General features: G+C 68.9%; 12 protein-coding genes. 9 read left to right on the plus strand and 3 right to left on the minus strand.

The window, feature by feature from the left end; genetic code table 11:
- Positions 1-291 precede the first annotated feature (291 nt).
- Entirely contained in the window at positions 292-1266 is a 975-nt protein-coding gene (locus MFF21_RS15935) for a CobW family GTP-binding protein (protein WP_238312251.1), read from the minus strand.
- 488 nt (positions 1267-1754) lie between these two features.
- Here MFF21_RS15935 and MFF21_RS15940 point away from each other — a divergent pair, with 488 nt between their 5' ends.
- From MFF21_RS15940 to MFF21_RS15950, 3 genes are all read left to right on the plus strand, one after another.
- A complete protein-coding gene (locus tag MFF21_RS15940; RefSeq protein ID WP_238312254.1) occupies positions 1755-3098 on the plus strand; it encodes an efflux RND transporter periplasmic adaptor subunit in 1344 nt (447 codons plus the stop codon).
- Positions 3095-6244, plus strand: a complete 3150-nt coding sequence (locus MFF21_RS15945; RefSeq protein WP_238312257.1) for an efflux RND transporter permease subunit — start codon at positions 3095-3097, stop codon at positions 6242-6244. The genes MFF21_RS15940 and MFF21_RS15945 overlap by 4 nt, the downstream gene beginning before the upstream one ends.
- 131 nt (positions 6245-6375) lie before the next feature.
- The gene (locus tag MFF21_RS15950) at positions 6376-7911 is read left to right on the plus strand and encodes an efflux transporter outer membrane subunit (protein ID WP_238312258.1); all 1536 of its coding nucleotides are present in this window, start codon (positions 6376-6378) and stop codon (positions 7909-7911) included.
- 96 nt (positions 7912-8007) lie between these two features.
- On the opposite strand, the gene MFF21_RS15955 is transcribed toward MFF21_RS15950, so the two are convergent.
- Positions 8008-8574: a TetR/AcrR family transcriptional regulator gene (locus MFF21_RS15955; protein ID WP_238312260.1), complete on the minus strand. Its 567-nt coding sequence runs from the start codon at positions 8572-8574 to the stop codon at positions 8008-8010.
- A 151-nt stretch (positions 8575-8725) separates the two neighbouring features.
- Here MFF21_RS15955 and MFF21_RS15960 point away from each other — a divergent pair, with 151 nt between their 5' ends.
- From MFF21_RS15960 to rpmG, 6 genes are all read left to right on the plus strand, one after another.
- On the plus strand, positions 8726-9706 hold the full coding sequence (locus MFF21_RS15960) for a quinoprotein relay system zinc metallohydrolase 2 (RefSeq protein ID WP_238312262.1): 981 nt from the start codon (positions 8726-8728) through the stop codon (positions 9704-9706).
- Between the two features lie 37 nt (positions 9707-9743).
- Positions 9744-10559, plus strand: a complete 816-nt coding sequence (locus MFF21_RS15965) for a quinoprotein dehydrogenase-associated SoxYZ-like carrier (protein WP_238312264.1) — start codon at positions 9744-9746, stop codon at positions 10557-10559.
- A gap of 13 nt (positions 10560-10572) precedes the next feature.
- Positions 10573-11157: a rhodanese-like domain-containing protein gene (locus MFF21_RS15970; RefSeq protein ID WP_238312266.1), complete on the plus strand. Its 585-nt coding sequence runs from the start codon at positions 10573-10575 to the stop codon at positions 11155-11157.
- Positions 11158-11164: 7 nt separating this feature from the next.
- On the plus strand, positions 11165-11551 hold the full coding sequence (locus MFF21_RS15975) for a thioredoxin family protein (protein WP_238312267.1): 387 nt from the start codon (positions 11165-11167) through the stop codon (positions 11549-11551).
- Positions 11552-11916: 365 nt separating this feature from the next.
- Positions 11917-12741 (plus strand): 3-methyl-2-oxobutanoate hydroxymethyltransferase, encoded by an 825-nt coding sequence (panB, locus tag MFF21_RS15980; protein WP_238312269.1) that lies wholly within the window; start codon positions 11917-11919, stop codon positions 12739-12741.
- 176 nt (positions 12742-12917) lie between these two features.
- Positions 12918-13085, plus strand: a complete 168-nt coding sequence (gene rpmG, locus MFF21_RS15985; protein WP_238312271.1) for a 50S ribosomal protein L33 — start codon at positions 12918-12920, stop codon at positions 13083-13085.
- Positions 13086-13170: 85 nt separating this feature from the next.
- Here the strand turns inward: rpmG and MFF21_RS15990 are convergent, their stop codons facing one another.
- Entirely contained in the window at positions 13171-14046 is an 876-nt protein-coding gene (locus tag MFF21_RS15990) for an SDR family oxidoreductase (protein ID WP_238312272.1), read from the minus strand.
- Between the last annotated feature and the right edge of the window lie 114 nt (positions 14047-14160).

Genomic DNA, 14160 nt, shown 5'->3' on the forward strand with positions numbered 1-14160 from the left:
TCGTCCCTCCGGGAGAGGTGGCCGCGCGGCGGACGGAGAGGGCGGAGCCGGTGTTGCCGGAATGGCGCTCGGCATGCCCACTCCACCGCGCTCACGCGCGGTCCCCCTCGCCCAGGGGGCGAGGATAGGCGCGGCCACCGCTTCCCTTGGCTGGAGACGGCATCGCCCCCCCGTCCCTGCAAGCGCGAGCGAAACCGCTCCCGTCCTCACGAGGCGGGGCCGAGTCGATCCGGGGCTCGCCTTTTCCGGAGGGGTCGCGCTCTGGATTGCTTCGGCTCCGCCCCCGGAGCGTCACGCCTTGCAGGCGAGAAACTCCTCCCGGATCGCGTCCGCGTCGAGCTTGCGGCCGATGAAGACGACCCGGGAGATGCGGGGCTCGTCGTCCTTCCAGGGCCCCTGGAGGTCGCCGTCGAGGATCTGGTGGACGCCCTGGAAGACGAAGCGCTGCGGCTCGCCGGGGAAAGCGACGATGCCCTTGCAGCGCAGGATGTCCGGCCCCTGCACCTGGGTCAGGTTCGAGATCCACGGCATGAATTTTTCCGGATCCACCGGGCCGTCGATGCGCGCGGAGACCGACTGCATGTCGTCGTCGTGATGATGGTGGTGGCCCTCCTCGAGGAAGTCGGGCTCGATGTCGAGGATGCGCGAGAGATCGAAGGCGTTGCGGTCGAGCACCTGGTCGAGGGGCACCGCGCAGCGGCTGGTGCGGTGGAGCTTGGCATAGGGGTTGATCGCGCGGATCAGGCCCTCGACGCGGTCGAGATCGGCCGCCTCGACGAGGTCGGCCTTGTTGAGCAGGATCACGTCGGCGAAGGCGATCTGGTTCTTGGCCTCCGGGGCGTCCTTGAGGCGCTCGGCGAGCCATTTCGCGTCGGCCACGGTCACCACGGCGTCGAGGCGGGCGGCGCTGCCCACATCCTCGTCGATGAAGAAGGTCTGGGCGACGGGGGCCGGGTCGGCCAGCCCCGTGGTCTCCACGATGATCGCGTCGAACTTGCCGCGGCGCTTCACCAGCCCGTCCATGATGCGGATCAGGTCGCCGCGCACGGTGCAGCAGACGCAGCCGTTGTTCATCTCGAACACTTCCTCGTCCGCGCCGATGACGAGGTCGTTGTCGATGCCGATCTCGCCGAACTCGTTGACGATCACCGCGTAGCGCTTGCCGTGGTTCTCGGTGAGGATCCGGTTGAGCAGCGTGGTCTTGCCCGCGCCGAGATAGCCGGTGAGCACGGTCACAGGGATCTTGTCGGTGGAGAGGTCGGCCATGGGGGATCTTCGTGCCTGGGGACGGGGGTCGTCCCTGTCATATTGTATCAGCACGCCGCGATGAAAGTGACCGGCCGCCGGCTTTCTTCGGATGTGGCGCAGCCGCTCCCAGGGCGTGTCCCGGGGGGACGGGAGAAGCGTCGCAATATTGGCGCACGCCGTCGCTAAAGGCTGGCCCGGCGAGGCGGGCGAGCGGAATCGGCTTGCCAAGACCGGGGCGGGGCGGAACCGTCCGGCTCGTATTCCAGGAGGCACCGGGGGCGTGGTGGAGCGGGGGACAGCAGCGCACGGCCGCGGGCCGCGGGCGGATTCGGCATGGCCGTGGGAGCCCGTGTCCCGGCGGCCGGCGGCTCACGAAAAGCTGATGGGGCAATCCGACGCTTTCCCGCGCGCCCGTCGCGGTTTCGGTGCACAGGGAGCGCCGCTCCGCACGGACGGGCCATCCGGCACCGCCTTCCGCCCCATCCGACGCCGAGCCTGACCCGTCCATGGACGCCCGAAACACGACCACGCCGGACATGCGCGACCAGATCGATTCCGAGCGCGCCCATCGCCGGGGGCGCCGCTCCGCCCTGCTGCGGATCGCCCTCCTCCTGTCGCTCGTCGTCGCGGGCGTCGCCGCGATCGCCATCTGGCCGCAGCGCACGCGGGAGCTGATCGCGCAGGCGGTCGCCCTCCTCCACGACGTCAAGGAGGGCGAGACGGCGGAGAACGAGGCGGCCGAGGCCAGGCCCGCCTCGGGCCTGCGCGTGTTCAAGCCCAGCGCCGAGCAGCGCAACGCCTTCGCGATCAAGCCCGTGGAGACGATGCTGTTCCGGCCCGAGGGCTCGGCGGAGGGGCGCATCGCCCTCAACGACGACGACAACGTGCCCGTGACCTCGCCCTATGCCGGGCGCGTCAACAAGGTGCTGGTGCGGGCGGGCGACCGCGTGAAGGCCAACCAGGTCCTGCTGACCATGGAGGCCACGGACATGGTCCAGGCCCAGAACGACTACCAGGCCGCCCTCAACACCCTGCACAAGACGCAGGCCCTGCTGAAGCTCAACCAGACCATCGCCGCCCGGCAGCAGGAGCTGTTCCAGGCCCGGGCCACGGCGCTCAAGGACTATCAGTCCGCCCAGAACGACGTCATCGCCGCCCAGAGCGACCTCGGCACGGCGGAAGCCTCGCTCCAGGCGGTGAAGAACCGCCTGCGGCTCCTGGGCAAGACCGACGCCGAGATCGTGCAGTTCGAGCGGAACGGCACCCTCAGCTCCGAGACCGAGATCCGGGCGCCGATCGCCGGCACCATCGTCCAGCGCAAGGTGGGCGTCGGGCAGTACATCTCCTCCAACAGCGATCCGGTCTTCGTGATCGGCGATCTCTCCACGGTCTGGCTCATCGCCAATGTCCGCGAGAGCGAGGTGCCCCGGATCAAGATCGGCCAGGTGGTCGAGGCCCGGGTGGTCGGGCTGCCGCGCCTCACCTTCAAGGCGAAGGTCGACTACATGGCCGCGAGCCTCGACCCGGCCACGCGCCGGCTCGCGGTGCGCAGCGAGGTGGAGAATCCCGACCGCCTGCTGAAGCCCGAGATGTTCGCGAGCTTCACCATCGTCACCGGCGACGACCGGGCCTCGCCGGGCGTGCCCAGCGCCGCCGTGGTCTACGAGGGCGAGCGCGCCCATGTCTGGGTCGCCCGCCCCGATGGCGCGGTCGAGGCCCGGGACGTGAAGCTCGGGCTCACCAACGGCGACTTCGTGCAGGTCGTCGAGGGGCTGAAGCCCGGCGAATCCATCGTGACCCGCGGCGCCCTGTTCATCGACCGGGCGGCGAGCGGGGAGAAGGCGTCGTGAACGCGCTGATCGCCTTCTCCCTGCGCCAGCGGGTGCTGGTGTTCCTGCTGTTCCTGATGACCCTCGGGATCGGCTATGCCAGCTACACCCAGCTCAACATCGAGGCCTACCCCGATCCGGTGCCGCCGCTGGTCGACGTGATCACGCAGGTGCCCGGCCAGTCCGCGGACGAGATCGAGCGCTACATCACGATCCCCCTCGAGGTGCAGCTCGCGGGCATCCCCAACGCCACCGTGGTACGCACGATCTCGCTGTTCGGCCTGTCCGACGTGAAGATCCAGTTCAACTACGAGTTCACCTATCAGGAGGCGCTCCAGCGCGTCCTCAACCGGCTGTCGCAGCTGCCCCCACTGCCCAACGGCGCCCAGCCGCAGATCTCGCCGACGAGCCCGGTGGGCGAGATCATGCGCTACAAGCTGCTCGGGCCGGCGGGCTTCAGCTCCACGGACATGAAGACCCTGCAGGACTGGGTGCTGCAGCGCCGCTTCAAGGCGATTCCCGGCGTGGTCGACGTCACCGCCTTCGGCGGCAAGGCCAAGGAATACGAGATTTCCGTCGATCTCGCCCGGCTGCAATCCCACGGCATGACCCTGGTGCAGCTCGTCACCGCGCTGAACAACTCCTCGATCAATGTCGGCGGCCAGACGCTGAACGTCGGCGAGCAATCGGCCGTGGTGCGCGGCATCGGCCTGATCCGCGACATGGACGATATCGGCGACACCATGCTCACCCAGGTGAACGGCGTGCCAGTGCTGGTGCGCGACGTCGCCGAGGTGCGGGTGTCGAGCGCGCCGCGGCTCGGCATCGTCGGGCACGACGCGGACAGCGACGTGGTCGAGGGCATCGTCCTGATGAGCCGCGGCGGCGAGTCCCTGCCGACCCTCAAGCGCGTCGAGGCGGAGATCGACCGCATCAACGCCGGCGGCATCCTGCCCCCGGGCGTGAAGATCGAGCGGATCTACGACCGGCGCGGCCTGATCGAGACCACCACCCACACGGTCATGCACAACCTCGTCTTCGGCGTGGTGCTGGTCTTCGTGGTGCAGTGGCTGTTCCTGGGCTCCTTGCGCAGCGCCATCATCGTGGCCGCGACCATCCCCTTCGCCCTGGGCTTCGCCATCACGATCCTGGTGCTGCGCGGGGACTCGGCCAACCTGCTCTCCCTCGGCGCGATCGATTTCGGCCTGATCGTCGACGCCACCGTTATCATGGTGGAGAACATCTTCCGCCACTGCGCCGAGCCCGAGCACGGCGAGGGCCAGGCGCCGCCGCCGGGGCTCAGCGGCCGCCTCGCCACCATCGCCATCGCCGGCATGGAGGTGAACCGGGCGATCTTCTTCTCGGCCACGATCATCATCGTCGGCTTCCTGCCGCTCTTCACCCTGACCGGCGTCGAGGGCCACATCTTCGGCCCCATGGCCAAGACCTACGCCTACGCGCTGATCGGCGGCCTGCTCGCGACCTTCACCGTTTCCCCGGCCCTCTCGGCCCTGATCCTGCCGAACCACGTGGAGGAGAAGGACACGCTGATCGTGCGCCTGCTGCGCTTCGGCCACGTGCTGATCCTGCGCTTCGCCCTGCGCAACAAGCTGCTCGCCCTGCTCGGGATCTTCGCCATGCTCGGCGCCTCCGGCATCGCGGCGCGGACCCTGGGCCTCGAATTCCTGCCCAAGCTCGAGGAGGGCAACCTCTATATCCGCGGCACCATGCCGGGCTCGATCTCGCTGGAGGCGGGGGATTCCTACGTCCAGGGCATCCGCAAGCTGGTCCAGGCGGTGCCGGAGGTCGTCACCGTGATCTCGCAGCAGGGCCGGCCCAACGACGGCACCGACGCGACGGGCTTCTTCAACGTCGAGATCCTGGCCCCGCTGAAGCCGATCGGCGAGTGGCGCAAGGGCATCTCGAAGGAGGACATCATCGCCGACCTGCAGGCGAAGTTCGACGCGCAGTATCCCGGCATCGAGTTCAACTTCTCCCAGTACATCGAGGACAACGTCCAGGAAGCGGCCTCGGGCGTGAAGGGCGAGAACTCCGTCAAGATCTACGGCACCGACCTCAACGAGATCACCAAGACCGCCGAGGCGATCAAGCGCGTGCTCTCGACCATCCCCGGGATCGAGGACCTCGCCGTCTTCACCTCCCTCGGCCAGCCGACGGTGCGCATCGACATCGACCGGCGCAAGGCGGCCCGCTACGGCCTCGCGCCGGGCGACGTGAACACCACGGTGCAGGCGGCGATCGGCGGCCAGACCGCGGGCGACCTCTACGAATACGGCTCGGACCGGCACTTCCCGATGCGGGTGCGCCTGGCGCCCGAATACCGGCGCTCCCTGGAGACGATCCGCAACATCACCATCGGCGCCACCGCCAGCAACGGCAGCGTCATCCAGGTGCCCCTCTCCGAGATCGCCACCGTCGAGCTCGTCTCGGGCGCGGCCTTCATCTACCGCGAGGACCAGGAGCGCTACATCCCGGTGAAGTTCTCGGTGCGCGGGCGCGACCTCGGCAGCGCCGTGATCGAGGCGCAGCGCCGGGTCGCCGAGGAGGTCGCGCTGCCCGCCGGCTACCATCTCGAATGGGTCGGCCAGTTCACCAATCTCAAGGAGGCGGTGGCCCGCCTGAGCGTGGTGGTGCCGATCACCCTCGCCCTGATCGCCCTGCTCCTGTTCGTGAACTTCTCCTCCGTCTCCGACATGCTGCTCACCCTCTCGGTGATCCCGATGGCGATGATCGGCGGCATCTTCGCCCTGGTGCTGACGGGCACGCCGTTCTCGATCTCGGCGGCGATCGGCTTCATCGCCCTGTTCGGCATCTCGACGATGGAGGGCGTGATCCTGCTCGCCTATTACAACCAGCTCCTCGAGGAGGGGCAGAGCCGGGCGGCGGCGGTCTGGAACGCCGCCAACGTGCGCATGCGGCCGGTGATGATGACCTGCGTGGCTGCCTGCGTCGGCCTGCTCCCGGCGGCGGTCTCCACCGGCATCGGCTCGCAGGTGCAGAAGCCGCTGGCCCTCGTGGTGGTGGGCGGCATCCTGCTCGCGCCGAACCTGATCCTCGTGGTGGTGCCGGTGCTGATCGGCCTGTTCTCCCGCCGCCGCCCGAATTCCGCCGCCCAGCCCGGCGCCCATGCGAGGGCCGCCGCGTGAAAGAATCCGCCGTGTTGCCCAGGCCACAGCCCCGCCGCGGCAGGCCCCGTGCGGCCGGAGCCGCGTTGACAGGCGGGCCCCTCCCCCACCTCTACGGGGCGTCGGCACGCGATCGGGGAGCGGGCGCCAGGATGCTTCAGGGACGGCCGCGCAGCCTCGCCGCCGCCGCGCTCGCGCTCTTCGCCGCGCTGGCACAGGCGGGCTGCGCCGTGGGTCCCGACTTCGTGGCCCCGAGCGATCCGCAGGTCGCCGGCTACACGAAGGGCCCGCTCAAGGATCCGCGCGCGGCCGCGGGCGTGGCGACGAGCCAGGGCGGCTCGGCCGACCAGGATTTCGTGCACGGGGCCGACATCCCCGGCGAGTGGTGGCGCCTGTTCCGCTCCAAGGCGCTGAACCGCCTCGTCGAGGAGGCGCTCGCCAACAATCCGAGCCTCGACGCGGCCCAGGCCACCCTGCGCATGGCCCGCGAGAACATCCTGGCGCAGAAGGGCACACTCTTCCCGACCGTCGGCTTCAACGGCCTCGCCTCGCGCCAGAAGGTGCCGGGCGGGGACCTGCAGAGTCCGCTGCAGAATCCCAACCAGCTCCTCTACAGCCTCTACACGCCGCAGGTGCAGGTCGCCTTCACGCCGGACGTGTTCGGCGGCAACCGCCGCCAGATCGAGTCGCTGGAGGCACAGGCCGAGAACCAGCGCTTCCAGCTGGAGGCGGCCTATCTCACCCTCACCTCCAACGTGGTGCTCGCCGCGATCCAGGAGGCCTCCCTGCGGGCGCAGATCGACGCGACCAAGCGCGTGATCCAGGCACAGACGGAGGTGCTGCAGCTCTACAACAAGCAGCTCTCCCTCGGGCAGGTCGCCGGGGCCGACGTGGTGCAGCAGCAGGCCCAGCTCTCGGTCTCGCAGCAGCTCCTGCCGCCGCTGGAGAAGCAGCTCGCCCAGCAGCGCAACCTGCTCACCGCCCTGGTCGGCCGCTTCCCGAGCGAGGAGGTCACCCAGACCTTCACCCTCGCGAGCCTCAAGCTGCCGACCAAGCTCCCGGTCAGCCTACCCTCCAGCCTCGTGCAGCAGCGGCCGGACGTGAAGGCGGCGGAAGCCGCGGTGCACCAGGCCAGCGCCGATCTCGGCGTCGCCGTGGCGAACCGGCTGCCCCAGTTCACCATCACCGCGAATGGCGGCTCCTCGGCCACCCGCATCGCCCAGCTCGCCACCTCGGCGGCGAGCTTCTACGGCATCGTCGGCACCATCGCGCAGCCCCTCTTCGACGCGGGCACGCTCTACCGGCGGCAGCGGGCCTCCGAGGAGGCGCTCAACGTGGCCCAGGCCCAGTACCGGGCGGTGGTCATTTCGGCCTTCCAGAACGTCGCCGACGTGCTGCGGGCGCTGCAATCGGATGCCGACGCGGTCGCGGCCGCGGGCGCGGCGGAGAAGGCGACCGGCGAGAGCGTCGGGCTGATCCGCAAGCAGTTCGAGGCCGGGGCCGTCAACAGCGCGACGCTGCTCATCGCGCAGCAGGCCTATCTCTCGGCGCTGGTGAATTCCGCCAGCGCCCGCGCCAACCAGTATGCCGACACCGCCGCCCTGTTCCAGGCGCTCGGCGGCGGCTGGTGGAACCGCATGGACGTCCGCCCCCCCCGCCCCGAGACGGACCCGGCGCGGTTCTTGTGAGCGGGTTGCTGGGCTGAAGACCCGGCCGGTCTTCGGTTCATCGGAGCGGCGGTGAGGGGGAGTCGCCGGAGGTGGCTCCTCCGGAATCGCCCCCCCTCACCGCGGCCTCAACGCCTCCGTCAGGGCCCGGACGGCATTGCCGAACCCCTCCGCGCCGGCGAGCAGACGCTCCAGCAGGAGGGCGCCCTCCAGGGTCGCCACCACCATCCGGGCCTGGGCGGGCGGGTCGAGGTCGGCGCGGAGCGTGCCGCTGGCGACGCCCTCCCCGATCACCCGCTCCAGCCAGCGGATATGCTTGTCGAAGAAGCGGGCGATGTCGCCCTTGAGCGCGGCGGGCAGCGTGTCGAGCTCCACGGCCAAAGCCGCGCAGAGGCAGCCGAGCCCCTGCTCGACGCCGAGGAGATAGAGCCGGGCATAGGCCGCGATCCGCGCCAGCCCGTCCCCGCTCTCGCTCAGGATCGTGTCGAGCGCCGCGTCGTAGCGGGCGTCGTAGGCCTCGATCAGGGCGCGGGCCAGGTCTTCCTTGGTGCGGAAATGGTGATGGATGCTCGCCTTGCGGATCCCCACCGTCTCCGCGAGGTCCGCATAGCTGAAGCCGGAATAGCCACGGCCCCGCACCAGGATCTCCGCCTGGACCAGAAGCTCGGCACGGGTGTCTCTCATGGGCGTCGTCGGGGTCGTCTTCGGGTCGTCGCGCGGGGGCCGGTCACGGGACGGTGACCGTTTCGGATCCCTGGAAAGCTAGGTCTCGCACTTGACGCGGCAAAAATCTACCTACTAGATGGTAGCAATATAAATCAGGAGGAAATGGTCGATGGCTGCGGGAGCGGTCGGAAAGGGTGTCGCCGCCGCGGAGCGTCCTCCCTTCGGGCGCGCCTCCCGGCGCGAGGCCCTGTTCGGCGGCCTTTGCCTCTGCTGTCTGCCGGCCTTGGGACGGGCCGCCGAATCGTTCGCCCTCGACGAGGTGGCCCCCGGGACCTTCATCCGCCGCGGCCCCGATGCGGAGGCGACGCCGGAGAACGACGACGCCATCGCCAATATCGGCTTCATCGTCGGCAAGGACGGGGTGCTCGTCACCGAATCCGGCGGCAGCCTCGCCGATGGGCAGTGGCTGCGGGCCGAGATCGCCAAGCGCACGGACAAGCCGATCCGCTACGTGGTGCTGACCCACGTCCATCCCGACCATTGCTTCGGCGCGGCCGCCTTTGCCGCGGACAAGCCGACCTTCATCGGCCATGCGAGCCTGCGCGAGGCCCTCGATGCCCGCGGCGAGTTCTACCGCAAGCGGCTCGCCGAGATCCTCGGCGAGGACAAGGCCGGCACCGTGGTCTACCCAACCATGACGGTGAAGGATTCGGCCGAGATCGATCTCGGCGGGCGCCGGCTCAGCTTCCACGCCCACGGCGCCGCCCATACCAGCAGCGACCTCTCGATGCTCGACCACGAGAGCGGCCTCTTGTTTCCCGCCGACCTGCTCTTCGTCGGCCGCATCCCCTCCCTCGATGGCAGCCTGCTCGGCTGGTTCAAGGAGATCGAGGTGCTGAAGGCGATGGGCGCCACGCGTGCCGTGCCGGGCCACGGCCCCACCCTGGTCGATTTCGCGCCCGAGGCCGCCAACCTCGCGCGTTATCTCGGTGCCCTGCGCGACGAGACCCGGAAGGCGATCTCCACCGGCCTGCCGATCGAGCAGGCGGTGGCGACGGTGGCCCAATCCGAGCGCGGGCAATGGGCGTTGTTCGACACCTATCACGGCCGCAACGTCACGCAGGCCTATAAAGAGCTTGAGTGGGAATGAGGCGGGGCTACATCAATTTAGAGTGGAGGTTCACGCCATGAAGAACTGGATCCTCGCCCTCGGGCTGACCCTGTCGGCCGCGGCGCTGAGCACGGGCCAGGCGCGCGCCGGCGCCACCGATTCCGACGAGGAGCGCGCCGCCCGCTGGAAGGAGGTGAAGACCTCCATCTTCGGCGACCGGGCGATCGAACCCGGCGAGAACGTCGTGAAGATCGACGCCCCCGCCCGCGCCCTCGACGCCGCCCTGGTGCCGATCACCCTGACCATGCCCGAGAAGGACAAGGTCAAGGCGCTCTCCTTCGTGATCGACGACAATCCGTCGCCCTACGCCGCCCACTTCACCTTCGGCCCGGCGGCCGACCCGGGCGAGATCAAGCTCCGGGTGCGGGTGAACAACTACACGAACGTCCACGCCGTCGTGGAGACGAAGGACGGCAAGCTCTTCGAATCCGCCAAGTTCGTGAAGGCCTCGGGCGGCTGCTCCGCGCCCATGGGCATGAGCGACGAGGAGGCCATGAAGGGCATGGGCGAGATGCGCATGAAGTTCGGCGGCGAGCCGGCCCCCGGCAAGCCGGTCGAGGCGACGCTGATGGTCCGCCACCCGAACTTTTCCGGCATGCAAATGAACCAGATCACCCGCGACTACACGCCGGCGCGCTACATCAACAAGCTCGACGTCTCCTACGGCGACAAGCTGATCTTCCACCTCGACGGCGACATCTCCATCGCCTCGAACCCGGTGATCAACTTCGCCTTCCTCCCGGAGGGCAAGGGCCCGATCAAGGTCGTGGCCTCCGACAACCAGGACGGGCACTGGGAGCAGACCTTCAATGCCCCCTCGCCGAGCAACTGAGCGGGCGGACACGATGCAGGCCTGTCTTCGCCTCGCCGCCCTCGCCGGCCTCGCCCTGCTCCTCGGAGCGGCGGGGCCGGCCAATTCGCCGGTCGACGTGCCAGAGCCGGAGGGCCTCTATACCGGGCCGCAGCGCGGCTACACCCCGCCGACGCTGAAGGGCGCCAAGGTCGTCGACCTCGCCGCGCTGGAGGCGCTCCAGGCGGAGGCCAAGCCCGTGCTGATCGACGTGGCGCTGGCCGACCGCAAGCCGGAGGGCCTGCCGCCGGACCGGCCCTGGTTCCCGGCCCACCGCTCGATCCCCGGCGCGGTCTGGTTCCCGAATGCCGGCGCGGTGCCCCTGCCGCCGGAACGGGAGGCGACCTTCCTCAAGCGCGTCGAGGACCTGACCGGCGGCGACAAGGCCCGCGCCATCGTCACCTTCTGCCATCCGGAATGCTGGGGCAGCTGGAACGCGGGCAAGCGGCTCGTGCTTGCCGGCTACACCAACGTGCACTGGTTCCCGTCGGGCATTGAGGGCTGGCAGGACGCGCACGAGACGAGCGTGCTCAAGCCGGATCCGGCTTGGGGCGCGAGCGGGGGTGCCGCGCAGCGCTGAGGGTTCCATGCTCGACCGCCGATCGATTCTCTTCAGTCTCCTCGTCCTCGGAGCTGGGCTCGAAGCCGGCTTCGGAGCCGCGCTTCCCTTCGACGAAGCCGGCTTCGAAGCCGCGCAGGCCGCCGGGCGGCCGATTCTCGTCGCGATCAGCGCGCCCTGGTGCCCGATCTGCAAGGCGCAGAAGCCGATTCTCGCCCGCCTCTCCGCCGAGCCCCGCTACAAGGATCTCGCCCTGTTCGAGATCGATTTCGACAGCCAGAAACCCCTGGTCCGCCGCTTCGGCGCCACCATGCAGAGCACGCTGATCGCCTTCAAAAACGGCAAGGAGGTCGGCCGCTCCGTCGGCGAGACGCAGCCGGAGTGGATCGAATCTCTTCTGGAGAAAACCCTCTGAGCCCCGTTCGCGCCGCTTTCGCCGGCAAACCGGCCTGCGTCTGAAATTTCAGCAAATTCAAGCGCATCGAACCTCTGTGACCGATTGACAGGGGCCGGGTTGTGGCAGAAAAAAGGCAGGCCCGGAGGCGGTCCGAAGTCCAGGGAGGAAACGCCCGCAAAGGGCCTGGGAACGGGTCAACCGTTACCCAAATCGGTCGCAGCGGCCCCTCCGGGTCGCCCGCCTCGTACCGGCGCATCGGCTCAAGGAATGGGCAACGGCCGGCAATCCGCTTATAGGCACCGCATCGTAACGCCGCTCCCGTCGAGCGCCGCGAATCCGTTGCGGCACTCGCCTGTCTCGAGCGGCAGGAAGGGCGTTCCGCCATGTCGCAGCTCGTGCAATCCCGCCGCGTCAAGGCCGTCGACCTCGCGCGCCGCAAGGCCGAGGGGCGCAAGATCATCGCGCTCACCGCCTATCACGCCCACACGGCGAGCATCCTCGACGCCCATTGCGACTTCATCCTCGTCGGCGATTCGCTGGGCATGGTGATGCACGGCATGGAATCGACCCTGCCCGTCACCCTGGAGATGATGATTCTGCAGGCACAGGCGGTCATCCGCGGCACCAGCCGGGCCCTGATCGTTGTCGACATGCCCTTCGGCTCCTACGAGGCGAGCCGCGAGCAGGCCTTCATGAACGCCGCCCGCGTGCTCAAGGAGACCGGCGCCGGCGCGATCAAGATGGAGGGCGGCGCCCGCTTCGCCGAGACCGTCGAATTCCTGGTCCAGCGCGGCATCCCGGTGATGGGCCATATCGGCCTGACCCCTCAATCGGTGAACACGATGGGCGGCTTCCGCGTCCAGGGCCGCACCGCCGAGAGCGAGCGTCGCCTGATGGAAGACGCCCGCGCGATCAACGATGCGGGCGCCTTCGCCATCGTGATGGAGGGCATCGTCGAGCCGGTGGCCAAGGCCATCGCCACCTCGGAGGCCATCACCACGCCGACGATCGGCATCGGCGCCACCGCCCATTGCGATGGGCAGATCCTGGTGCTGGAGGATATGCTCGGCCTGTCCGACCGCTCTCCGAAATTCGTGAAGAGCTACGGCTCCCTGCGCTCCCATATCGAGGAGGCGGTACAGGCCTATGCGGAGGAGGTGCGCAGCGGGCGCTTCCCGGCCGAAGAGCACACCTACCCGCCGGCCTGAACGCCCCCTTCGCCTTGACGAAGAGCGGCCGATCGGGCATTCACGCCCGCGAGTTCGGCCGGGCTTCCCCGGCCCTTTTGCGTTTCGCGCGAAGCGGAATGCCCTCACCCTTGAAGCGCCGTGGCGGTCCTCTCGCGAGACCGGCCGGCGCTTGAGCACCGCTTCAGGAGCCACACATGGCCAAGGCCGTTACCGTCAAGATCCGTCTCGTCTCGACCGCCGACACGGGCTACTTCTACGTGACCAAGAAGAACTCGCGCACGCAGACCGAGAAGCTGACCATGCGCAAGTACGATCCCGTCGCCCGCAAGCACGTGGATTTCAAGGAAGCCAAGATCAAGTAAGCCCGTTCGAGTCGCGCGCGGCGACCGAACGTCAAAGAAGCCGCCCCGGGATCCGGGGCGGCTTCTTTGCTTTTAGGGTCGGCACTCAGAGCACCGACATGGCGCCGGCCACCGTCACCAGGGTACCGGAGGTGTAGCTGCTCTCCTCCGCCGCCAGCATGACGTAGGCGGAGGCGAGCTCCGCCGGCTGGCCGGGGCGGCCGAAGGGCACCTGGCTGCCGAAGCTCTTCACCGACTCCTCGCGCATTCCAGAGGGGATGAACGGTGTCCAGATCGGCCCCGGCAACACCCCGTTCACGCGGATGCCCTTCTCTGCCAGGAGCTGCGCAAGGCTGAGCACGAGGTTGCTGAGGGCACCCTTGGTGGCGCTGTAGGCGAGGAGCGTCGGCATCGGGTGCTTGGAATTCACCGAGGAGGTGAAGATCACCGAGGCGCCCGGCTTCAAATGCGGAACCGCCGCCTTGGTGACGTAGAACGCGCCGAAGACGTTGGTCCGGAAATGGTCCTCGAAGATCGTGTCCTCGATCGCCTCGATCCCGTCATTGGGCTGCTGGAAGGCGCCGTTATTTACCAGAATGTCGAGGCGGCCGAAGCGCTCCACGGTGCGGGCGACGATCTCGCGGCCATAGGCCGGATCCTTGAGGTCGCCTGGCAGCAGCAGCGCGCGCCGCCCCGCCTTCTCGACCCAGCCAGCGACCGCCTCGGCGTCCTTCTGCTCCTCGGGCAGGTAGGAGATCGCCACATCGGCACCCTCACGGGCATAGGCGATGGCCACCGCTCGGCCAATGCCGCTGTCGCCACCGGTAATGAGCGCCGCCAAGCCGGAGAGCTTGCCCGAACCGCGGTAGCTCTCCTCCCCGTGGTCAGGCTCGGGCATCATCTTGCCGGTCTTTCCGGGGAAGCTCTGCGGCTGGCCCTCGAAGGGCGGACGGGGGTATTTCTTCAACGGATCGTTCGGCATGAGGCGGGTCTCGGAGCTCCCTGAGGTTCCTCCGGCAACCGGACCGATCCCAAGCTGTTCCCGCACCTGCCTGCGCCGATCGTCGCGAGCCTCCGAGCCGTGATGCTCGCACGG

It is taken from the genome of Methylobacterium organophilum, from assembly GCF_022179465.1.
Lineage (GTDB): Bacteria > Pseudomonadota > Alphaproteobacteria > Rhizobiales > Beijerinckiaceae > Methylobacterium > Methylobacterium organophilum.